The sequence below is a fragment of the Streptomyces sp. NBC_00582 genome, from assembly GCF_036345155.1.
In the GTDB taxonomy this organism is placed as follows: Bacteria; Actinomycetota; Actinomycetes; order Streptomycetales; family Streptomycetaceae; genus Streptomyces.
On the sequence record NZ_CP107772.1, the window covers coordinates 4,137,712 to 4,158,615 of the forward strand.

Genomic DNA, 20,904 nt, shown 5'->3' on the forward strand with positions numbered 1-20,904 from the left:
ACCCCGCCTCGTACAGCTCGCGCGCGCGTCGCCCGACGACGGGGGTGGGATCGTACGACGGCGGCACGGCGCCGCCGACGACGTCCGCCTCCTCGACCCGCCCCATACGCCCCTCCCCCGGTCTACGGGTCCGCGGCCCACCCGCGGTCGGCCGCCCGCTAGACGTTGAAGCGGAACTCGACCACGTCGCCGTCCTGCATGACGTAGTCCTTGCCCTCCATACGGGCCTTGCCCTTGGCGCGGGCCTCGGCGACCGAGCCGGTCTCCACCAGGTCGGCGAAGGAGATCACCTCGGCCTTGATGAAGCCCTTCTGGAAGTCGGTGTGGATGACACCGGCGGCCTCGGGGGCGGTGGCGCCCTTCTTGATGGTCCAGGCGCGGGATTCCTTGGGGCCGGCCGTGAGGTAGGTCTGCAGGCCGAGGGTGTCGAAGCCGACGCGGGCGAGGGTCGCGAGGCCGGGCTCCTCGGCACCGACCGACTCCAGGAGCTCCATCGCGTCCGCCTCGTCCAGCTCGGCGAGGTCCGCCTCCAGCTTGGCGTTGAGGAAGATCGCCTCGGCCGGGGCGACCAGGGCGCGCTGCTCCTCCTTGAAGCCGTCGTCGGTCAGCTCGTCCTCGTCGACGTTGAAGACGTAGAGGAAGGGCTTGGTCGTGAGCAGGTGCAGGTCGTGGAGGAGCTCCGCGCGCTCGCCGCCCTGGACGAAGCCCTGCGAGAAGAGGGTGTCGCCCTTCTCCAGGATCTCCTTGGCCTCTTCGACGACCTTGACCTTCGGCGCGACGTCCTTCTTGATCCGCGACTCCTTCTGGAGGCGGGGCAGGACCTTCTCGATCGTCTGGAGGTCGGCCAGGATCAGCTCGGTGTTGATCGTCTCGATGTCGTCCTTCGGCGAGACCTTGCCGTCGACGTGGACGACGTTCTCGTCCTTGAAGGCGCGGATGACCTGGCAGATCGCGTCGGACTCACGGATGTTGGCCAGGAACTTGTTGCCGAGTCCCTCGCCCTCGGAGGCGCCGCGCACGATCCCCGCGATGTCGACGAAGTCGACCGTCGCCGGGAGGATCCGCTGGGAGGAGAAGATCTCGGCGAGCTTGGTCAGGCGGGCGTCGGGGACGCCGACGACACCGACGTTCGGCTCGATCGTGGCGAACGGGTAGTTGGCCGCCAGCACGTCGTTCTTGGTCAGGGCGTTGAACAGGGTCGACTTGCCGACATTCGGCAGACCGACGATTCCGATCGTGAGCGACACGTTGCGACTTCCCGTAGTCAGAGGGCCAGGGGGCCGGTTCCCGTAGTGAGAGGGCCGGGGGCGGGCCAGGGGGCCGGCCGATCCACCAGTTTACGGCGTGCCCGGGGCCGAGCCGGCGGACCTGTCGAACGCATGGCCAAGGACCGTTCCCCGGCGTGTCCGACACCCGATTCGGCACATAAACCGACCTAAGTTGGTCCAGTGGAGCAACCCAGGACGCGCCCCCCGCAGAGCCCGCCACACCACGACCCACCGTCGCCCCGGCCCCAGCCACTCGGGAACGCCCTGCCCTCGCGAGAGCGGGAACGGGGTGCGGACCGGGAACGGGGTGCGGATTGTGGGCGGGAGCAGGAGTGGAGGGAGCAGGGTCGCAAGCCCGCGGAGGGCGCGGGGCGGGTGCGGGAGTGTGCGCGTGCCGACGGGGCGGCCGTACGGTCCGCTCGCTCCGCCCACTCGGGTGGGGGTGGCGGGGGTACGGGCTCGGATGCGGGATCCGGGCCGGATGGTACGGGGGCTGGAGTACACCCCGTACGGGCTCGTCCGGCGGAGCCGCCACGGCCTGCGGCACCGCCCCGCCCTACGGGGCCCCCTCGGCCTACGGGTCCCCCTCGGCCCACGGAACCGCCTCGTCCCATGAAGTTGCCCGCACGGGCGAGGAGAGTCCGCCTTTCGGGGACGCCCATGGCCACCACCCACTTCGGCCGCCCCCTGAAAACACCTCGCTCCTCGGAAACGCCGATGCCGTCCGGGTCCGACCGTCCCCTCAGGAGCCCTGGCCCTCTCAAGACCCGCCCGCCGGGGACGCCGACGGCCTCCGGGTCCGAGCCTCGCTCCAAGACGCCTCGCCCCTCGGAAGCGCCCATGCCCTCCGGATCCGACCGCCCGTCGAAGTCACCTCGCCCTTCGAAGTCACCTCGCCCCTCGCAGGCCTCGCGACCGGCGCCCGTCGTTGGTCAGCGGCGTGCGGGCCGACGCCCCGCCCCCGACCCTCGCTCCTCCAAGACACATCCCCCCGACCCACATCTCCTCGACCCACGCTCCCCCGATCAGCGCGCCTCCCCTGAGCAGCGCGCCTCCCCGGAGCAGCGCGCCTCCCCGGAGCAGCGCGCCTCCCCCACCCGACGCCCCGCTCCCGAGAAACGCCGGTCCTCCGATCGATCTCCCTCACCCGATCGACGCCTCTCGACCGATCGACGCCCCTCGCCCGTCCGGTCTCCCTCAGATCAACGCCCATCCCCCGATCGGCGTCGCCCCTCCCCCAGCCCCCGTTCCCGTACCGCCCCCAGTCGCCGACCCGCCTCCGTCGGCCCGTCCTCACCGGGTCGGCGTGGGGCCCGGGCAGGGGTCGGGGCGGGCGGGCGGCGGTGGGTCAATCCTCGGTTCACCGGGCTCGGGAGCGGGCTGTTCGGTGGGGCGGTGATGTTCGCGCTGGGGGGCGTGGACGAGATGCTGTTCGGGAGCTCTCTGACGGTGTACGGCGTCCTGTTCCTGCCGGTGTGTCTGCTGATCGCGCTCTGGGTGCGCCCGGGCGATCTGCTGTCGGCGCCGGTCGTCGTACCGATCGCCTTCGCGGTGGGGCTGCTGCCCGTCACCGGGGGCGCGGACGGGCTGGGGACGCGGCTGATGGGCCTGGTCGCGGCACTGGCCACCCAGGCCGCCTGGCTCTACGCCGGGACGCTCGTCGCGGCCATGACCGTGCTGGTGCGGGGTGTACGCCGGGCCACGGCCCGCCGCCGGGACGCGGGGCGGGGTCCACGCCCCGCGGGCAGGGCTTCCTGAAACCCGCGGCGGGCTCCGGCCGACCAAGCGCCCGCCGCCCCGAAGCCCTCACCGACCCCCGCCTACCGCGACCGCCTCAGCCCGCGCGACCCGGCACCCGCCCCGCCCACCGCGACCGCCTCAGCCCGCGCGACCCGGCACCCGCCCCGCCCACCGCGACCGCCTCAGCCCGCGCGACCCGTCTCCGCAGCCCTCATCGCCGCCCCCACGATCCCCGCGTTGTTCTGGAGCTGCGCGGGGACGATCTCCGCCGTGATGCCCTCGATGTACGGGAGGAACTTCTCCGCCTTGCGGCTGACTCCGCCGCCGATGATGAAGAGCTCGGGGGAGAACAGCATCTCGACGTGCGCGAGGTACTTGGTGACGCGGCGCGCCCAGTGTTCCCAGGTCAGCTCGTGGTCCTCCTTCGCCTTGCTGGAGGCCCGCTTCTCCGCGTCGTGGCCGTTCAGCTCGAGGTGGCCCAGCTCGGAGTTGGGGACGAGGACGCCGTCGGCGAAGACCGCGCTGCCGATGCCCGTGCCGAAGGTCAGCAGGATGACCGTGCCCTTGCGGTCGCGGCCGGCGCCGAAGGCCATCTCGGCGACGCCCGCCGCGTCCGCGTCGTTGACGACGGTCACCGAGTGACCGCCCAACCGCTCGCTGAACAACGCGCGCGCGTCGGCGTCGATCCAGCTCTTGTCGACGTTGGCCGCCGTACGGATGTGGGAGCCGCCGGTGACCACACCGGGGAAGGTGAGGCCGACCGGTCCCGTCCAGCCGAAGTGCTCGACGACCTCCTTGACGCCGTCGGCCACCGCATCGGGCGTCGCCGGATGCGGGGTGAGCACTTTCAGGCGCTCCTGAGCCAGGTCGCCCTTGTCCAGGTCCACAGGGGCGCCCTTGATCCCGGATCCGCCGATGTCCACGCCGAAGATCTGCATGGCCTTACGTTACGACGGACGACTGACGGTCACTCGCCCGAGACGGCCCCCGGGGCAGCCGAGGAGTCCCCGGCCCCGCTGCCGCCCCGCGCCGCCACCAGCGCGGCCGCCTCCTCGCGCAGGTCCCGGCGGAGCTCCTTGGGCAGCGAGAAGGTGATGTGCTCGTCGGCGGCCTTGACCAGCTCGACGTCCCCGTAGCCGCGCTCGGCGAGGAAGGCGAGGACCTCCTCGACGAGGACCTCGGGCACCGAGGCACCGGAGGTGACGCCGACCGTGCTCACGCCCTCCAGCCAGGCCTCGTCGATCTCGCTCGCGAAGTCCACCAGGTAGGACGCGCGCGCGCCGGCGAGCTTGGCGACCTCGACGAGCCGCTTGGAGTTGGAGGAGTTGCGCGAGCCGACGACGATCACCAGCTCGGCCTCGGCGCCCATCTGCTTCACCGCGAGCTGACGGTTCTGCGTGGCATAGCAGATGTCGTCGCTCGGCGGGGAGATCAGCAGCGGGAACTTCTCCTTCAGGGCGTCGACCGTCTCCATCGTCTCGTCGACCGAGAGCGTGGTCTGGGACAGCCAGACGACCTTGGAGGGGTCGCGGACCTCGACCTTGGCGACGTCGCCGGGACCGTCGACGAGCTGGATGTGGTCGGGGGCCTCGCCGGAGGTGCCGATGACCTCCTCGTGGCCCTCGTGCCCGATCAGGAGGATGTCGTAGTCGTCCTGGGCGAAGCGGACGGCTTCCTTGTGGACCTTGGTGACCAGGGGGCAGGTCGCGTCGATCGTGGCGAGCTGCCCGCGCGCGGCCTCCTCGTGCACCACCGGCGCGACTCCGTGCGCCGAGAACATCACGATGTTGCCCGGCGGGACCTCCTCGGTCCGCTCGACGAAGATGGCGCCCTTCTTCTCCAGGGTCTGCACGACGTACTTGTTGTGGACGATCTCGTGCCGGACGTAGACCGGGGCCCCGTACTGCTCCAGGGCCTTCTCGACGGCGATCACGGCGCGGTCCACACCCGCGCAGTAGCCCCGGGGAGCGGCGAGCAGGACACGGCGGCGGGCTGGCGAAGCAGTCATGGGTCCCATCGTAAGGCCGTGCGGCGCCCCTCCCCCGCGCCCGCCGAAGCGCTCACCCTGCGTTGTCGGTGCCTGCCGATACGCTCGGTCGCATGGCTGCCAACACGTCCGCGGACTCACCGCTGCCCGTCGGTGAGGTGTCGCGGCTCATCGGGGGGTGGATCGACCGGCTCGGCGCGGTGTGGGTCGAGGGGCAGATCACCCAGTTGTCGCGGCGTCCGGGCGCGGGCGTCGTGTTTCTGACGTTGCGGGATCCGTCGTACGACATCTCGGTGGGCGTGACCTGCTACCGGCAGGTGTTCGACGCCGTCGCGGACGTCGTCGGGGAGGGCGCCCGGGTCGTCGTCCACGCGAAACCGGAGTGGTACGCGCCGCGGGGGCAGCTGTCGCTGCGGGCCGTCGAGATACGGCCGGTGGGGGTCGGGGAGCTGCTGGCCCGGCTGGAGCAGCTGAAGAAGTCGCTGGCGGCGGAGGGGCTGTTCGCGGCCGAGCGGAAGAAGCCGCTGCCCTTTCTGCCGCAGCTCATCGGGCTGGTGTGCGGGCGGGCCTCGGCGGCCGAGCGGGACGTCCTGGAGAACGCCCGGCACCGGTGGCCGGCGGTCCGCTTCGAGGTGCGCAATGTGGCCGTGCAGGGGGTGCACGCGGTGGCGCAGGTCGTGCAGGCCGTGAAGGAGCTGGACGAGATCCCCGAGGTCGATGTGATCGTCGTGGCGCGCGGGGGCGGAAGCGTGGAGGATCTGCTGCCGTTCTCCGACGAGCAGTTGGTGCGGGCGGTCGCCGCCTGTCGTACGCCCGTGGTCTCGGCGATCGGGCACGAGCCCGACAATCCGCTGCTCGACCATGTCGCCGACCTGCGGGCCTCCACGCCCACCGACGCCGCCAAGAAGGTCGTGCCGGACGTCGGGGAGGAGCTGGAGCGGGTGCGGATGCTGCGGGGGCGGGCGCGGCGGTGTGTGGAGGGGTTCGTGGAGCGGGAGGAGCGTGGGCTCGCCCACGCCCTCGCGCGGCCCGTGCTCCAGGATCCGCACCGGATGATCGACGAGCGCGCCGATCATGTCGCCGGGCTCACCGACCGTTCCCGGCGCTGCCTCGGGCACCTGCTGGACCGCGCGGACTCGGAGCTGACGCACACCCACGCGCGCGTGGTGGCGTTGTCGCCGGCCGCGACGCTGAAGCGGGGGTACGCGGTGCTCCAGCGGGCCGACGGGCATGTGGTCCGGGATCCGGGCGAGGTGACGGCGGACGAGGCGCTGCGCGCGCGGGTCGCCGAGGGCGAGTTCACGGTTCGAGTCGACGACTAGGAATGGGTGCATGACGAGCAAGGCTGAGGAAGCCCTCGGGTACGAGCAGGCCCGGGACGAGCTGATCGAGGTCGTACGACGCCTGGAGGCGGGGGGTACGACGCTGGAGGAGTCGCTCGCCCTGTGGGAGCGCGGGGAGGAGCTGGCCAAGGTGTGCCGGCGTTGGCTGGAGGGCGCGCGGGCGCGGCTGGACGCGGCGCTGGCCGAGGAAGAGGAGGGGGCGGCGGCGAAGGGCGAGTGATCCGCGGGGCGGGTCCTGTGAGGCAGGTCACCAGCCCCCGCTCATTGTTGAAACTTGAACCTCTCCTGGCGTACGGTCATCCCTGTCAGCCGATCCGGACCACGGTCCGGAACGGAGCCAGGTGCCCCACCCCGAGGAAGTCCATGTCTCTCGTTCTTGACCCCGCCGCCCAGGACCTGCTGTTCCGCGAGGCCCACACCGCGAACACCTTCACCGACGAGCCGGTGACCGATGAGCAGATCCAGGCGATCTACGACCTGGTCAAGTTCGGCCCGACCGCCTTCAACCAGACCCCCCTGCGCATCACCCTGGTCCGCTCGGCCGAGGCCCGCGAGCGGCTGGTCCAGCACATGGCCGACGGCAACAAGGCCAAGACGTCCACCGCCCCGCTGGTCGCGATCCTCTCCGCGGACAACGAGTTCCACGAGGAGCTGCCGACCCTGTTCCCGGCCTTCCCGCAGGCCAAGGACCTCTTCTTCGCCGAGCGCGCGGCCCGCGAGGGTGCCGCCGGGATGAACGCCGCCCTCCAGGCCGCCTACTTCATCATCGGCATCCGCGCCGCCGGGCTGGCCGCCGGCCCGATGACCGGGCTGGACTTCGAGGGCGTCCGCAAGGAGTTCCTCGACGACGACCACACCCCGCTGATGGTGATCAACATCGGCAAGCCCGGCCCGGACGCCTCGTACCCGCGTTCCCCGCGCCGCGCCTACGACGAGGTCGTCACCACCGTCTGAGTCGCCCGTGACATGCGAAGAGGCCCCCGGCAGCCGGGGGCCTCTTCGCATGTCACGGGCGACTCACGCCATCTTCAGCGCCGTCGCCATCTCCGTCAGGCGGTCGAAGGACGCCGTGCCCGCGACGACCGTCGTCGAGCCGTCGGTGCCCTGGAGGACCAGCGCGTCGTAGCGGCCGCCGGTGTAGCGGGTCCAGGTGCGGCCGGCGATGTCCTCCGTGACCTTGGTCGCCCGCGCGCCCTGGCTCGCCTCCTCGATGAACTCGGCGCGCTTCCGAGTCGACTGCTCGATGGCGACGTACTCCCCGTCGGGAGCGTGGAAGCCGAGGTGCCAGGAGTCGAACGCGGCGCCCTGGAAGCGCACGGAGGTCGCCTTCCAGCTCTCGGGCAGGCCCTCGGGCGCGGCCACCGGGTACGACGCCGCACGTCGAGCCGTGAGCAGCTCGACACGGTAGTCGACCCGCTTGACGTCGGGAGCGGTTTCGTCGTGCGGGACGAAGAGGTAGATCACATACGCCGCGATGACGATGAGGCCCAGGGAGAGGACCATGTCCCGGGCCGTTTTCTGCTTGCCGTTCGAACCTGCCACGCCCCCTATCGTCGCAGGTGCCCGGTCCGCTCATCCGTGGGGTCCCCTGCTCATTTTGTCGGACTGACGATAGAGTCGAGATCGAACCCTCATCCGGCCGTCGTCGTATCAGAAAGGTGCGCTCCGATGACCGAGCATCATCATCTGCCGTCCGAGCTCGATGTCCCCTCCGAGGCCCCCGACCGCAACCTCGCCCTGGAACTCGTCCGTGTGACCGAGGCCGCCGCGATGGCCGCGGGCCGCTGGGTGGGGCGCGGTGACAAGAACGGCGCCGACGGTGCCGCGGTGCGCGCCATGCGGACCCTCGTCTCGACCGTCTCGATGAACGGCGTCGTCGTCATCGGCGAGGGCGAGAAGGACGAGGCGCCGATGCTGTTCAACGGGGAGCGGGTCGGCGACGGGACCGGGCCGGAGGTGGACATCGCCGTCGACCCGATCGACGGGACGACGCTGACGGCCAAGGGCATGCCGAACGCGATCGCCGTGCTCGCGGCGACCGAGCGGGGCGCGATGTTCGACCCGTCCGCCGTGTTCTACATGGACAAGCTGGTCACCGGCCCGGAGGCCGCCGAGTTCGTCGACATCAACGCGCCCGTCGAGGTCAACATCCGGCGGGTCGCCAAGGCCAAGCGGGCCACCCCCGAGGACGTCACCGTCGTCATCCTGGACCGGCCGCGGCACGAGGGCATCATCAAGGAGATCCGGGACACCGGGGCGCGCATCAAGCTGATCTCCGACGGCGATGTGGCCGGCTCGATCCTGGCGCTGCGCGAGGGCACCGGTGTCGATCTGCTGCTCGGTATCGGCGGTACGCCGGAGGGCATCATCTCGGCCTGTGCGGTGAAGTGCCTGGGCGGCACCATCCAGGGCAAGCTGTGGCCCAAGGACGACGAGGAGCGGCAGCGGGCGGTCGACGCGGGGCACGATCTCGACCGGGTACTGACGACCGAGGACCTGGTCAAGGGCGAGAACGTGTTCTTCGTCGCGACCGGGATCACGGACGGGGAGTTGTTGCGGGGGGTGCGGTATCGGTCGGAGACCGCGACGACCGACTCGATCGTGATGCGGTCGAAGTCGGGGACGGTGCGGAGGATCGACTCCGAGCATCGGTTGAGCAAGCTCCGGGCTTACTCCGCGATTGACTTCGATCGCGCCAAGTAGGGGTGGGGGGCGGGCGTCGGCGGGTGCGCTGTGGCTTGTGGCGCAGTTCCCCGCGCCCCTGGAAGAGCGCGCCCCCTTCGCAGAACGCGGCCGTTTCCAGAACGCGCCGTTCCCCGCGCCCCCGGAGAAGCGAAAAGAGCAGGGCGCCCCCGGTGCGGTGGGGGCGCCCCTGGTCAGCCTGCTTGGGCTATGCGGCTCGTGGTCCTGGCGGCCTTCTTCAGTTCCATGTCGCGGCGGCGGCGCCGGGCGAGGACGACGCGGCGTTCGGCGGCGGTGAGGCCGCCCCAGACGCCGTAGGGCTCGGGCTGGAGCAGGGCGTGCTCGCGGCACTCCACCATGACCGGACAGCGGGCGCAGACCCGCTTCGCGGCCTCTTCGCGGGAGAGACGGGCGGCGGTGGGTTCCTTGGAGGGCGCGAAGAACAGGCCTGCCTCGTCGCGTCGGCACACCGCCTCGGTGTGCCAGGGAGCGTCTTGGTCGCGCGCTGGCACCCGCTGGGCCGGAACGGCGGCGACCTGCAGGGACGAATGCGGCGGTTGCAGCACGGGTCTACTCCTGACGACGGCTTCGCGAGCGAGAGACGATGCAGCAAGGCCTACCCGCTGTGCGCGCGCCTATGCACTCCGTCCCGAACCGCTGATTCACGACCGTCAATGACCCAGGTGTTTGCGCAAACCCCTGTCGACCTTGCGCTGCACCCGGTCGAGGATGTCCGCGACGAGTCTGCCGCGCTTCGGCCGGCCCTCGATGTTGCCGAGGACCGCCCAGCCGTCGACGTAGACCACGGGGGCGTCGGGTTCGGGCGAGTCGAGGGCGTCCACCTCGAAGTTGCCGAGGACGCCGCCGCCGGTGCCGCGCAGCGACACGTTCTCCGGGACGTACACCTCGACGTTGCCGAAGACCGCCCAGGCCTTGACCATGACCTGCTGATACTCGAAGAGGGCCTCGCTGAGGTCGATCTCGACGCTGCCGAAGATCGCGTACGCGTGGATACGGCGGCCCGCGCGCCAGCGGCCCCGGCGGCTGGCGCTGCTGAACACCGCGACGACGTTGTCGTCGGGGTCGGCGGGGATGGCTCCGGCGGCGGGGTGGCTCGGGGCACCACCGGGTGCCGCACGGCGGGTGTGGGCGGCGGGCAGGTCCCCCATGAAGACCTCCAGCTCCCCGACCGTCTTGGCGGCCAGCACACCCTCCACGCGCTCGGCGTGCTCGTCGGCGGTGAGCCGGCCCTCGGCCAGGGCCTCGCGCAGGATGTCCGCGACCCGGTCGCGGTCGGCGTCCGACGCGCGCAGCTGGGCGGGCGGTGCGGGGGCGGCGGCGGTCTGCTTCTGAAGGTCCACGGAACCAGCCTACCCACACACGATAGATCGCGATAGCCCCACGCCGACTGAGCCTTACCTCACAAGCTCGGTGTCAGAGGCAGGTTCTACGCTGGTGGGGCCCGCCAGTGTCGGCGGGCCGCCGTCTGCAGAGTGAGGAATGGGCTGCGATGCCTGAGTTCGCGTACACCGATCTGCTCCCCATGGGAGAGGACACCACCCCGTACCGGCTGGTGACCTCCGAGGGTGTCTCCACCTTCGAGGCCGACGGGCGGACGTTCCTCAAGGTGGAGCCGGAGGCGCTGCGCAAGCTCGCCGCGGAGGCCATCCACGACATCCAGCACTATCTGCGGCCCGCCCACCTCGCCCAGCTCAGGCGGATCATCGACGACCCCGAGGCGTCGAGCAACGACAAGTTCGTCGCGCTGGACCTGCTGAAGAACGCGAACATCGCGGCGGCGGGCGTGCTGCCGATGTGCCAGGACACCGGCACGGCGATCGTCATGGGCAAGCGCGGGCAGAACGTGCTGACCGAGGGCGGCGACGAGGAGGCCCTCAGCCGGGGCATCTACGACGCCTACCTCAACCTCAACCTGCGCTACTCGCAGATGGCTCCGCTCACCATGTGGGAGGAGAAGAACACCGGCTCCAACCTCCCGGCCCAGATCGAGCTGTACGCCACCGACGGCGGCGCGTACAAGTTCCTGTTCATGGCCAAGGGCGGCGGCTCGGCCAACAAGTCGTTCCTCTACCAGGAGACGAAGGCCGTCCTGAACGAGGCCTCCATGATGAAGTTCCTGGAGGAGAAGATCCGCTCGCTGGGCACGGCCGCCTGTCCGCCGTACCACCTGGCGATCGTCGTCGGCGGCACGTCCGCGGAGTACGCGCTGAAGACCGCGAAGTACGCCTCCGCGCACTACCTGGACGAGATCCCGGCCGAGGGCTCGCCGCTCGGTCACGGCTTCCGGGACAAGGAGCTCGAGGAGAAGGTCTTCGAGCTGACGCAGAGGATCGGGATCGGGGCGCAGTTCGGCGGCAAGTACTTCTGCCACGACGTGCGCGTGGTGCGGCTCCCCCGGCACGGCGCGTCCTGCCCGGTCGCCATCGCCGTGTCCTGCTCCGCCGACCGCCAGGCCGTCGCGAAGATCACGGCCGAGGGTGTCTTCCTGGAGCAGCTGGAGACCGACCCGGCGCGGTTCCTGCCGGAGACCACGGACGAGCACCTGGACGAGTCGTCCGACGTGGTCCGGGTCGACCTCAACCAGCCGATGGACGACATCCTCGCCGAGCTGACGAAGTACCCGGTGAAGACGCGTCTCTCGCTGTCCGGTCCGCTGGTCGTGGCCCGGGACATCGCGCACGCCAAGATCAAGGAGCGGCTGGACGCGGGCGAGGAGATGCCGCAGTATCTGAAGGACCACCCGGTGTACTACGCGGGCCCGGCGAAGACCCCCGAGGGCTACGCGTCCGGCTCCTTCGGTCCGACGACCGCCGGCCGGATGGACTCCTACGTCGAGCAGTTCCAGGCGGCGGGCGGCTCCAAGGTGATGCTGGCCAAGGGCAACCGCTCCCAGCAGGTCACCGACGCCTGTGGCAGCCACGGCGGCTTCTACCTCGGCTCCATCGGCGGCCCCGCCGCCCGCCTCGCCCAGGACTGCATCAAGAAGGTCGAGGTCGTCGAGTACGAGGAGCTCGGCATGGAGGCCGTCTGGAAGATCGAGGTCGAGGACTTCCCGGCGTTCATCGTCGTCGACGACAAGGGCAACGACTTCTTCAAGGACCCGGCCCCGGCCCCCACGTTCACCTCCATTCCGGTGCGGGGTCCCGGCCTGGTCTGACCGCGCGCGACGAGTCGCCTCCACGGGAACAGCGGGCGGGTCCGCGATGCTGTCCCCTGTGGAGGTGATCGTCGATGACCGACGAGCAGGACAAGGGCGGCTACCGCGTCGAGCACGACTCCATGGGCGAGGTACGCGTCCCGGCGGATGCCAAGTGGCGGGCGCAGACGCAGCGGGCCGTGGAGAACTTTCCCGTGTCCGGGCAGCGGATCGAGCGGGCGCACATCGAGGCGCTGGCGCGGATCAAGGGTGCCGCCGCGAAGGTGAACGCCGAACTCGGGGTGCTCGACAAGGACGTGGCGGAGGCCGTCCAGGACGCGGCGGCGGAGGTCGCCGAGGGGGCCTGGGACGCGCACTTCCCGGTGGACGTGTTCCAGACGGGGTCGGGGACCTCGTCGAACATGAACACCAACGAGGTCATCGCCACGCTGGCGAGCGAGCGGCTCGGCCGGGGCGTCCATCCCAATGATCACGTCAACGCGTCGCAGTCGTCCAACGACGTGTTCCCGTCCAGCATCCACATCGCCGCCACCGCCGCCGTCACCCGGGACCTGATCCCGGCCCTGGAGCACCTCGCCGAGGCGCTCGGCCGCAAGGCGGAGGAGTTCACGGACGTCGTGAAGTCCGGGCGGACCCATCTGATGGACGCCACGCCCGTGACGCTCGGTCAGGAGTTCGCCGGGTACGCCGCCCAGGTGCGCTACGGCGTCGAGCGGCTCACGGCCTCCCTGCCCCGGCTCGCCGAGCTGCCGCTGGGCGGCACCGCCGTCGGGACCGGGATCAACACCCCGCCCGGCTTCTCCGCCGCCGTCATCGCGGAGGTCGCCCGCGCCACCGGGCTGCCGCTGACCGAGGCCCGGGACCACTTCGAGGCGCAGGGCGCCCGCGACGGGATCGTGGAGACCAGCGGGCAGCTGCGGACCATCGCGGTCTCGCTCACGAAGATCGCCAATGATCTGCGGTGGATGTCCTCGGGGCCGAGGACGGGGCTCGCGGAGATCTCGCTGCCCGACCTCCAGCCCGGCTCCTCGATCATGCCCGGCAAGGTGAACCCGGTGATCCCGGAGGCCGTGCTGATGGTCGCCGCGCAGGTCATGGGCAACGACGCCACCGTCGCCGCCGCCGGCGCGGCCGGCAACTTCGAGCTGAACGTGATGCTCCCGGTCATCGCCAAGAACGTGCTGGAGTCGATCCGGCTGCTCGCCAACGTCTCCCGGCTGCTCGCCGACCGGACCGTCGACGGAATCGTCGCGCACCGGGAGCGGGCCCGGGAGTACGCCGAGTCGTCACCGTCCGTCGTCACCCCGCTCAACAAATACATCGGCTACGAGGAGGCCGCCAAGGTCGCCAAGAAGGCGCTCGCGCAGCGCAAGACGATCCGCCAGGTCGTCCTCGAAAGCGGGTATGTGGAGGGCGGCAGGCTGACGGTCGAACAGCTCGACGAGGCCCTGGATGTCCTGCGGATGACACGCCCGTAACCTTTCCGCGCGGCGCGCAGAACCGTGACGCGCGCCGCAGCGTCGTATGCCCATGGCACCTAATATCTGTGCATGGCAGACGGTGGAGCGGTGAGACGCGTGGGAACAGGTGGTACGACGGCCCACTGGGCGCCCGGGGACCGGGTCCTGTGGCGCTACCGCGAGAACGGCGGCCCGGGCTTCCACATCGCCCGCCCGGTCACCGTGGTCCGTGACGACGAGGAGCTGCTCGCGGTCTGGCTCGCGCCCGGCACCCAGGTCGTCAAGCCCGTGCTCGCCGACGGCACCCCGCTGCACCAGGAACCGCTCCCGACGCGCTACACCAAGCCCCGGACCGTCCAGCTCGACCGCTGGTTCGGCACCGGGGTGCTGAAGCTGGCCCGGCCCGGCGACCCCTGGTCGGTGTGGCTGTTCTGGGAGCCGGGCTGGCAGTTCAAGAACTGGTACGTCAATCTGGAGGAGCCGCTGGCCCGTTGGGACGGCGGAGTGGACTCCGAGGATCACTTTCTGGACATCTGCGTGTACCCGGATCGCAGTTGGGACTGGCGCGACGAGGACGAGTTCGCGCAGGCCCAGCAGGACGGGCTGATGGACACCGCCGTCGCCGGGCGGGTGCAGGAGGCCGGCCGCGCGGCGGTGGAGGTGATCCGCGCCTGGGAGGCCCCGTTCAACAAGGGCTGGCAGCACTGGCGCCCGGATCCCTCCTGGGCCGTACCGTTGCTTCCGGAGGACTGGGACCGCGTCCCGGCGCACATGTCCACATGAGACCCTTGATGCGCCCCCGGGCAGGAAACGTAGGATCGTCCTCCGCAAGACCATCGAACAGCAACTCCCGGGGCCGACACCGGGTCTGACCGAACGTCACCGAGGGGCGGCAGGACGTGAGCGAGGGGTACGAGGGCAACACGGGCGGGGCCGACCGTACGGTCGGTGTCCGCCGCCAGGGCCGCGCCCGGCCCTCCGGTGGCACAGGAACAGCCTCTGACCACGCGGGAAATCCGTTCCGGGGACAGCTATTCCGGGTATCGGATTTTCTGCGGGACCAACTGTGTGCGCGCCGCGCAGCCCCGGACGGACGGATTCGACACGCGTGACGGAGCAGCCCACCAGCTACGAACGCCCCCAGGGCGTCGACCCCACGGATGCCCGCGGGGGGCTCCTGCATACCCAGGCCCCGGACGCCTCGGACGCCTTACCTCCCGCCGCCTCCCAGGGCCGCGCGGAGGACGGCCCTGGCACCACCGCGCCGTTGGCCACCAGCGGGAAGGGCAGCAAGGGAAACAAGAGTGCCCAGGGAACGGATCCGGCCGGTTCACAGGCCGAGCACTCCCAGCCGGCGGCCGGAGTGGAACCCGACAGTCACCGGCCGCGTCCGGCGCCCGAGTCCATCCCGGCCCAGCCGGGCGGTGACACGCGCTCAGAGCGTCGTACGGGGCAAGGGGTGACGCCCGGGCGGCCCACACCGATGCGCAGGGACGGGGACCGGCTGCGTTTCGTGGGCGCCGCGACCCGGCGGATCGCCCGTGGTCTGGACCTCGACGAGATCGTGATGGGGCTGTGCCGGGCCACCGTGCCGACCTTCTCCGACGCGATCCTCGTCTATCTGCGCGACCCGCTGCCGGTCGGCGACGAACGGCCGGTGGCCGACCGCGTCATGCTGCGGCTGCGGCGCACCGACCGCATCCCGGAGGAGCGCGACACCGAGACCGGCTTCGCCGCGCTCGCCCTGCCGCCGCCGGAGCCCTCCGAGCTGAGCGCCGAGTTGTCCTCCGCGATCGCCGAACTGTGCGAGGTGCGGCCCGGCGGGGCGCTCGCCGAGGTACTGCGCGGGGTGCGTCCGGTGTTCGCGGACAGCCCGGCCGCCCGTGCGGCGCTGCCCGAACTCCTGGGCGAGGACAGCACCTTGGTCATCCCCTGCGGCCAGCGGGCCATTCTGGCCCCGCTGCGCGGCCGGCGGCGGGTGATCGGCGCGGCGGTCTTCCTGCGCCGCCCGGAGCGCTTCCCGTTCGAGACCGACGACCTGCTGGTGGCGGCGCAGCTCGCGACCCACAGCGCGCTGGGCATCGACAAGGCGGTGCTGTACGACCGCGAGGCGTACATCGCCGACGAGCTGCAGCGCACGATGCTCCCGGAGCATCTGCCCCGGCCGACGGGCGTACGGCTCGCGTCCCGCTATCTGCCGGCGGCGGAGACCGCGCGGGTCGGCGGCGACTGGTACGACGCGATCCCGCTGCCGGGCAGCCGGGTGGCGCTGGTCGTGGGCGATGTCATGGGTCATTCGATGACCTCGGCCGCGATCATGGGACAGCTGCGGACCACCGCGCAGACCCTGGCCGGGCTCGACCTGCCCCCGCAGGAGGTCCTGCACCATCTCGACGAGCAGGCTCAGCGGCTGGGCTCCGACCGGATGGCGACCTGCCTGTACGCCGTCTACGACCCCGTATCGCATCGCATCACCATCGCCAACGCCGGACATCCCCCGCCGGTCCTGCTGCATCTGGGCGGCCGGGCCGAGGTGCTGCGGGTGCCGCCGGGGGCGCCGATCGGCGTGGGCGGGGTCGACTTCGAGGCGGTCGAGCTGGACGCGCCGGCCGGGGCGACGCTGCTGCTGTACACCGACGGCCTGGTGGAGTCCCGGCTGCGGGACGTGGCGACCGGGATAGAGCAGTTGCGGGAGAAGCTGGCCGCGACCGCGCAGCTCACGGGGCCCGATCATCCGCCGCCGCTGGAGGCGCTGTGCGACGAGGTGCTCGACATGCTCGGGCCGGGCGACCGGGACGACGACATCGCGCTGCTCGCGGCCCGCTTCGACGGGATCGCGCCGAGCGATGTGGCGTACTGGTTCCTGGAGCCGGAGGACGCGGCGCCCGGCCGTGCCCGGCGGCTGGCCCGGCGGGCGTTGTCCCGGTGGGGGATGGAGGATCTGACCGACTCCGTGGAGCTGCTGGTGAGTGAGGTCGTCACCAACGCGGTGCGGTATGCCTCCCGGCCGGTCACGTTGAGGCTTCTGCGTACCGATGTGTTGCGGTGCGAGGTCGGGGACGATGTGCCTCAACTGCCCCGTCTGCGGCAGGCTCGGGCCACCGATGAGGGTGGGCGGGGGCTGTATCTGGTCAATCGGCTGGCTCGGCGGTGGGGGGCCACGCGGCTCAGTACCGGCAAGGTTGTGTGGTTCGAGTTGAATCGGTCGTAGATCGGCTGCGGGCCGGTGGGGCTTGATCGCGCAGTTCCCCCGCGCCCCTGACGCGAGAGAGGGCGCCCGGTGGTGATCGGGCGCCCTCTCTTGTACGTGGTTACTGGCCGTCGCCGCTGAGTGGGTCCGTTGGGTCGGTCGGGTCCACCGTTGGCTCGCCGGTCGACGGTGCTGTCGGGGTGTTGCCCGTGGGTTCCGGGCTCGTCGGCGTGTTCGTGGGGGTGTTCGTCGGCGTCGGTGCCCCGGTCGTGGGGGTGTTCGTGGGGGTGTTCGCCGTCGTGGGGGTGTTGGACGGGGTCGGGCTCGACGAGGGGGAGCTGGTGGGGGACGGGGACGCCGTCTGGACCGCCGCGCCCTGGTCGGTCTCCAGGTCGAACTTGGTGACCTTGGTGGAGACGCCGAAGGTGTACGCCGCCCAGATCTGCGCCGGGAAACCACCACCGTTGATGCGACCCGCGACCGTGGTCAGGCCCGTCGTCGCACCGGTCAGGGTGACCTGGGCGCCGGTCTTGGCGTCCTCGCCGAACAGGCCGACCGAGGTCACCAGGTCGGGGGTGTAGCCGGTGAACCAGGCCGACTTGTTGTTGTCGGAGGTACCGGTCTTGCCGGCCACCTTCTGGCCCTTGCGCAGCGGGTTGTCCCGCACCGACTTCTTGGCCGTACCGTCGTCGACCACGCCGGTGAGGACCGAGGTGACCGAGTCGGCGGCCTCCCGGTCGATGACCTGTTCGCCGATGGGGTCGGTGTGCTTGAAGCTCGGGTAGGCGCTGTTGGTCGCCGACTTGATCAGCGCCGGGGTGACCTTCTTGCCGTGGTTGTCGAGGGTGGCGTAGACGCCGGCCATCTGAAGGGGGCTGGCGCCCATGGTGCCGAGGGTCTGGGCCGGCACCGCCTTCAGGTCCTTGGTGTCCATGCCGAGGTCGTCGGCGACCTTCAGCACCTTGTCCATGCCGACGTCGACACCCATCTGCGCGAAGACGGAGTTGATGGACTTGTTCAGCGCCGTCTGCACGGTGACGTCGCCGTAGTCCTGGTCGTCCTCGTTCTCCGGCGCGAAGCCGATGTCGCTGCCGACGACGGGGCGCTTGCTGGTGCCGTCGTAGAGCGTGTTGGCGGTGATCTCGTCGCCGTCCTGCGTCTTGGCGTTCTCGTCGAAGGCCGCGGCGAGGATCACCGGCTTGAAGGTGGAGGCGGGCTGGTAGTCGGTGCGGGTGGCGTTGTTGACGTAGTGCTCGGTGTAGCCCTTGCCGCCGTACATCGCCACCACGGCGCCCGTCTTCGGGTCCACCGAGACCGCGCCGGCCTGGACGTCACCGTCGACCGAGCGCTTCTTGGCGTCGAGCTTGCTGGTGAGCTGTTCCTTGACCGCCGTCTCCAGCGCCTTCTGCTTCTTCTTGTCGATGTTGAGCTCGATGTTCCAGCCGCCCTTCTTGATCAGGGCGGTGGCGGACTCGAAGTCGTCGGCGACCCCCGTGGCGACGAGCTGCTTGGCCAGTTCGACGTTGGCCGCGAACACCAGGTAGCCGGTCTGGCCCTCCTGGCCGGGTGCGGCCTTCGGCGCCAGGGGCTCCGGGAACGTCATCTCCTCGCGCTTGCTCTTGTCGAGCCACTTCTGCTCGACCATGTTGTCGAGGACGTAGTTCCAGCGGGCCTTTACCAGACGTTTGCCGGTGTCGGTGGCGACGGCCCAGTCGTACTGGCTCGGGGCCTGGAGCAGCGCGGCGAGGTAGGCGCCCTGCTCGACGGAGAGTTTGCCGGCGTCGACGCGGTAGTAGGCCTGGGCGGCGGCCTGGATGCCGTAGGCGCCACGGCCGTAGTAGCTGGTGTTGATGTAGCCGGCCAGGATGTAGTTCTTGTCCTTCTCCCGGTCCAGCTTGAGCGAGATGATCAGTTCCTTCAGCTTGCGCGTGACGGTCTGTTCCTGGCTCAGGTAGTAGTTCTTGACGTACTGCTGGGTGATCGTCGAACCGCCCTGCGCGCCCTTGCCCATGAGGGTGTTGAGGATGCCTCGGGTGGTGCCCCTCAGGTCGACGCCGGAGTCGTTGTAGAAGGTCTTGTTCTCGGCGGCGACGAAGGTGTGCTGGACCGGCTTGGGGACCTTGGAGAGGTCGACGTTCTCACGGTTGACGTCTCCGTCGCGGGTGGCGATCGAGCCGTCCTTGTACTTGTAGACGTTGCTCTGCAGCTTGGCGTCGGGATTGCCCGCGGGGATCGGCGTGCTGACGTACAGCCAGACGAGGGCGCCGATGACGGCGGTGGTCATGATGAGGAAGGCGCCGAGGATCTTCTTCCAGGTGAAGATCCGGCGTATGAGGCTCTTCTGCTTCTTGCCGCCCTTGGCGCCGCGGCCGCCCTTCTTGCCGGCCGCCGCCCTGCGCGCGGCCGCGCGGCCGCCGGGTACGGGGGCGGTGGTGTCGGGAGCCTCCGGGGTGTCGGGGGCCTCCACGGCCGAGCGCGACGCGCCGCGCGTCGGCGGGGCCTCTCTTCGCGGTGAGCGGTTCTTGGGCGCCGCGCGACGGCCACCGCTCTGCCGCGCTCGTCTCTCGTCCGCTCGTCCCATGAGTCCGCTCGCTCCGCTTCGTACTCGGCAGTCACACCAGTGCCAGGAGGCAGGTCAGCTCAGAAAGCTAACACCGTCGGCTGTGTCGAAGAGGCCTCGGTCCGGTGTTCGGAGGGGGTGAGAATCAGCACCCCGCCGGGAAACCGGCGCACCACGTCACCTCGTTCGACGACTGGAACGCTCCGAGGGTTGCCAAACGCTCATTAAGTGATATCACTTAGCTAGAGCGATGCTTACGTGTGGCCGCCGGCAAGCGGTACACACCTGAATGAACGGGGGGAATCACCCATGCCCACAGAGACTTCCTCGGTCGACGTGCCCGAGCTGCCCGCCCCGCACGTGAAGGAGTTCCCCGCCCACAGCGTCGGCGGCGGGCTCGCCCTGCTCGGCGGGCTGACCGGGCTGCTGATCGGCGGCGGACTGATCGCCACCGCGACCGTGGTGACCGCGACGGGCGTCAAGGCTGCCCTGATCGTCGGCGGCGTCCTCATAGGGCTCGCCGCGTTCCTGTCGATGTGCGGACTGAACACGGTCGCGCCGGGCGAGGCACGCGTGGTGCAGCTCTTCGGGCGCTATCGGGGCACCATCCGCGAGGACGGGCTGCGCTGGGTGAACCCCTTCACCTCCCGCGAGAAGATCTCCACCCGCGTCCGCAACCACGAGACGGCCGTCCTGAAGGTCAACGACGCCTACGGCAACCCGATCGAGCTCGCCGCCGTCGTGGTGTGGAAGGTGCAGGACACCGCTCAGGCCGTCTTCGAGGTCGACGACTTCCTGGAGTTCGTCTCCACCCAGACCGAGGCGGCCGTACGGCACATCGCCATCGAGTACCCCTACGACTCCCACGACGAGGACGGGCTCTCGCTGCGCGGCAACGCCGAGGAGATCACCGAGAAACTCGCGGCCGAGCTGCACGCGCGCGTGGAGGCGGCCGGTGTGCGGATCATCGAGTCCCGGTTCACGCATCTCGCGTACGCTCCCGAGATCGCCTCGGCGATGCTGCAGCGGCAGCAGGCGGGCGCGGTGGTCGCGGCGCGGCGGGAGATCGTGGACGGGGCCGTCGGGATGGTCGAGGCGGCGCTCAGCCGGATCGCCGAGCAGGACATCGTGGAACTGGACGAGGAGCGGAAGGCGGCGATGGTGTCCAACCTGATGGTGGTGCTGTGCGGGGACCGGGCGCCGCAGCCCGTGCTCAACACGGGGACCCTCTACCAGTGACGGTTCCCTCCGGGGGCTCGGCCCCTCAAGGCCGGCCGCAGCGCAAGCAGGTGCTGCTGCGGCTGGACCCCGCGGTGTACGACGCGTTGGCGCGGTGGGCCGGGGACGAGTTGCGGTCCGCGAACGCGCAGATCGAGTTCGTGTTGCGGAGGGCCTTGAAGGAGGCGGGGCGGCTGCCGGGGGAGGCCGGGCCGATTCCCCGTCGGGGTCGGCCCCCGGGGGGCTCCACCCCCAGACCCCCGTCGGCCTGAACGGCC

The 20,904-nt window shown here is 70.7% G+C and carries 18 protein-coding genes; 11 read left to right on the forward strand and 7 right to left on the reverse strand.

Translation table 11 applies throughout. The features are described 5' to 3' along the window. Positions 1-158: 158 nt before the first annotated feature. Positions 159-1,247: a redox-regulated ATPase YchF gene (ychF, locus tag OG852_RS18085; protein ID WP_330348446.1), complete on the reverse strand. Its 1,089-nt coding sequence runs from the start codon at positions 1,245-1,247 to the stop codon at positions 159-161. Between the two features lie 1,419 nt (positions 1,248-2,666). Here ychF and OG852_RS18090 point away from each other — a divergent pair. Next, positions 2,667-3,026 (forward strand): DUF6542 domain-containing protein, encoded by a 360-nt coding sequence (locus tag OG852_RS18090; RefSeq protein ID WP_133912620.1) that lies wholly within the window; start codon positions 2,667-2,669, stop codon positions 3,024-3,026. 164 nt (positions 3,027-3,190) lie between these two features. Here OG852_RS18090 and ppgK read toward each other — a convergent pair whose 3' ends face one another. Continuing rightward, a complete protein-coding gene (gene ppgK / locus OG852_RS18095) occupies positions 3,191-3,946 on the reverse strand; it encodes a polyphosphate--glucose phosphotransferase (RefSeq protein WP_133912621.1) in 756 nt (251 codons plus the stop codon). Positions 3,947-3,975: 29 nt separating this feature from the next. Further along, on the reverse strand, positions 3,976-5,016 hold the full coding sequence (locus OG852_RS18100; protein ID WP_133912622.1) for a 4-hydroxy-3-methylbut-2-enyl diphosphate reductase: 1,041 nt from the start codon (positions 5,014-5,016) through the stop codon (positions 3,976-3,978). A gap of 92 nt (positions 5,017-5,108) precedes the next feature. Here OG852_RS18100 and xseA point away from each other — a divergent pair, with 92 nt between their 5' ends. The 3 genes from xseA to OG852_RS18115 all read left to right on the forward strand — a co-directional run bounded on the left by xseA (position 5,109) and on the right by OG852_RS18115 (position 7,292). Continuing rightward, a complete protein-coding gene (xseA, locus tag OG852_RS18105; RefSeq protein ID WP_133912623.1) occupies positions 5,109-6,317 on the forward strand; it encodes an exodeoxyribonuclease VII large subunit in 1,209 nt (402 codons plus the stop codon). Positions 6,318-6,327: 10 nt separating this feature from the next. Further along, positions 6,328-6,558, forward strand: coding sequence for an exodeoxyribonuclease VII small subunit (locus OG852_RS18110; RefSeq protein WP_133912624.1), 231 nt, complete (start codon positions 6,328-6,330; stop codon positions 6,556-6,558). Positions 6,559-6,701: 143 nt separating this feature from the next. After that, the gene (locus tag OG852_RS18115) at positions 6,702-7,292 is read left to right on the forward strand and encodes a malonic semialdehyde reductase (protein WP_133912625.1); all 591 of its coding nucleotides are present in this window, start codon (positions 6,702-6,704) and stop codon (positions 7,290-7,292) included. 63 nt (positions 7,293-7,355) lie between these two features. Here the strand turns inward: OG852_RS18115 and OG852_RS18120 are convergent, their stop codons facing one another. Further along, complete coding sequence (locus OG852_RS18120) at positions 7,356-7,880, reverse strand: DUF4245 domain-containing protein (protein ID WP_133912626.1); 525 nt, start codon at positions 7,878-7,880, stop codon at positions 7,356-7,358. 126 nt (positions 7,881-8,006) lie between these two features. Here OG852_RS18120 and glpX point away from each other — a divergent pair, with 126 nt between their 5' ends. After that, positions 8,007-9,041 (forward strand): class II fructose-bisphosphatase, encoded by a 1,035-nt coding sequence (gene glpX, locus OG852_RS18125; protein ID WP_133912627.1) that lies wholly within the window; start codon positions 8,007-8,009, stop codon positions 9,039-9,041. 173 nt (positions 9,042-9,214) lie between these two features. On the opposite strand, the gene OG852_RS18130 is transcribed toward glpX, so the two are convergent. Continuing rightward, positions 9,215-9,586: a WhiB family transcriptional regulator gene (locus OG852_RS18130; protein WP_133912628.1), complete on the reverse strand. Its 372-nt coding sequence runs from the start codon at positions 9,584-9,586 to the stop codon at positions 9,215-9,217. Positions 9,587-9,691: 105 nt separating this feature from the next. Then, entirely contained in the window at positions 9,692-10,381 is a 690-nt protein-coding gene (locus OG852_RS18135) for a DUF1707 SHOCT-like domain-containing protein (protein ID WP_133912629.1), read from the reverse strand. Between the two features lie 149 nt (positions 10,382-10,530). On the opposite strand from OG852_RS18135, the gene OG852_RS18140 reads away from it, so the two are divergent. From OG852_RS18140 to OG852_RS18155, 4 genes are all read left to right on the forward strand, one after another. Beyond that, a complete protein-coding gene (locus OG852_RS18140; protein WP_133912630.1) occupies positions 10,531-12,198 on the forward strand; it encodes a fumarate hydratase in 1,668 nt (555 codons plus the stop codon). A gap of 74 nt (positions 12,199-12,272) precedes the next feature. Beyond that, entirely contained in the window at positions 12,273-13,676 is a 1,404-nt protein-coding gene (locus tag OG852_RS18145; protein WP_330348447.1) for a class II fumarate hydratase, read from the forward strand. 72 nt (positions 13,677-13,748) lie between these two features. Beyond that, complete coding sequence (fomD, locus tag OG852_RS18150; protein WP_208117158.1) at positions 13,749-14,441, forward strand: cytidylyl-2-hydroxypropylphosphonate hydrolase; 693 nt, start codon at positions 13,749-13,751, stop codon at positions 14,439-14,441. A 325-nt stretch (positions 14,442-14,766) separates the two neighbouring features. Beyond that, on the forward strand, positions 14,767-16,869 hold the full coding sequence (locus OG852_RS18155) for a SpoIIE family protein phosphatase (RefSeq protein ID WP_133912632.1): 2,103 nt from the start codon (positions 14,767-14,769) through the stop codon (positions 16,867-16,869). 100 nt (positions 16,870-16,969) lie between these two features. Here the strand turns inward: OG852_RS18155 and OG852_RS18160 are convergent, their stop codons facing one another. After that, complete coding sequence (locus tag OG852_RS18160) at positions 16,970-19,429, reverse strand: transglycosylase domain-containing protein (RefSeq protein WP_330348448.1); 2,460 nt, start codon at positions 19,427-19,429, stop codon at positions 16,970-16,972. A gap of 288 nt (positions 19,430-19,717) precedes the next feature. Here OG852_RS18160 and OG852_RS18165 point away from each other — a divergent pair, with 288 nt between their 5' ends. Together OG852_RS18165 and OG852_RS18170 are read left to right on the forward strand one after the other, a co-directional pair. Next, positions 19,718-20,647, forward strand: a complete 930-nt coding sequence (locus tag OG852_RS18165) for an SPFH domain-containing protein (RefSeq protein ID WP_133912634.1) — start codon at positions 19,718-19,720, stop codon at positions 20,645-20,647. Further along, positions 20,644-20,898: a hypothetical protein gene (locus tag OG852_RS18170; RefSeq protein ID WP_133912635.1), complete on the forward strand. Its 255-nt coding sequence runs from the start codon at positions 20,644-20,646 to the stop codon at positions 20,896-20,898. The genes OG852_RS18165 and OG852_RS18170 overlap by 4 nt, the downstream gene beginning before the upstream one ends. The last annotated feature ends 6 nt before the right edge of the window (positions 20,899-20,904 follow it).

Excerpts from the sequence above, each read along its gene's own strand:
- fomD (WP_208117158.1), top strand. The coding sequence starts at position 13,749 with ATGGCAGACGGTGGAGCGGTGAGACGCGTGGGAACAGGTGGTACGACG.
- glpX (WP_133912627.1), top strand. The coding sequence starts at position 8,007 with ATGACCGAGCATCATCATCTGCCGTCCGAGCTCGATGTCCCCTCCGAG.
- OG852_RS18100 (WP_133912622.1), bottom strand. The coding sequence starts at position 5,016 with ATGACTGCTTCGCCAGCCCGCCGCCGTGTCCTGCTCGCCGCTCCCCGG.
- OG852_RS18115 (WP_133912625.1), top strand. The coding sequence starts at position 6,702 with ATGTCTCTCGTTCTTGACCCCGCCGCCCAGGACCTGCTGTTCCGCGAG.
- OG852_RS18090 (WP_133912620.1), top strand. The coding sequence starts at position 2,667 with ATGTTCGCGCTGGGGGGCGTGGACGAGATGCTGTTCGGGAGCTCTCTG.
- ppgK (WP_133912621.1), bottom strand. The coding sequence starts at position 3,946 with ATGCAGATCTTCGGCGTGGACATCGGCGGATCCGGGATCAAGGGCGCC.
- OG852_RS18110 (WP_133912624.1), top strand. The coding sequence starts at position 6,328 with ATGACGAGCAAGGCTGAGGAAGCCCTCGGGTACGAGCAGGCCCGGGAC.
- xseA (WP_133912623.1), top strand. The coding sequence starts at position 5,109 with ATGGCTGCCAACACGTCCGCGGACTCACCGCTGCCCGTCGGTGAGGTG.
- OG852_RS18160 (WP_330348448.1), bottom strand. The coding sequence starts at position 19,429 with ATGGGACGAGCGGACGAGAGACGAGCGCGGCAGAGCGGTGGCCGTCGC.
- OG852_RS18140 (WP_133912630.1), top strand. The coding sequence starts at position 10,531 with ATGCCTGAGTTCGCGTACACCGATCTGCTCCCCATGGGAGAGGACACC.
- OG852_RS18145 (WP_330348447.1), top strand. The coding sequence starts at position 12,273 with ATGACCGACGAGCAGGACAAGGGCGGCTACCGCGTCGAGCACGACTCC.
- OG852_RS18165 (WP_133912634.1), top strand. The coding sequence starts at position 19,718 with ATGCCCACAGAGACTTCCTCGGTCGACGTGCCCGAGCTGCCCGCCCCG.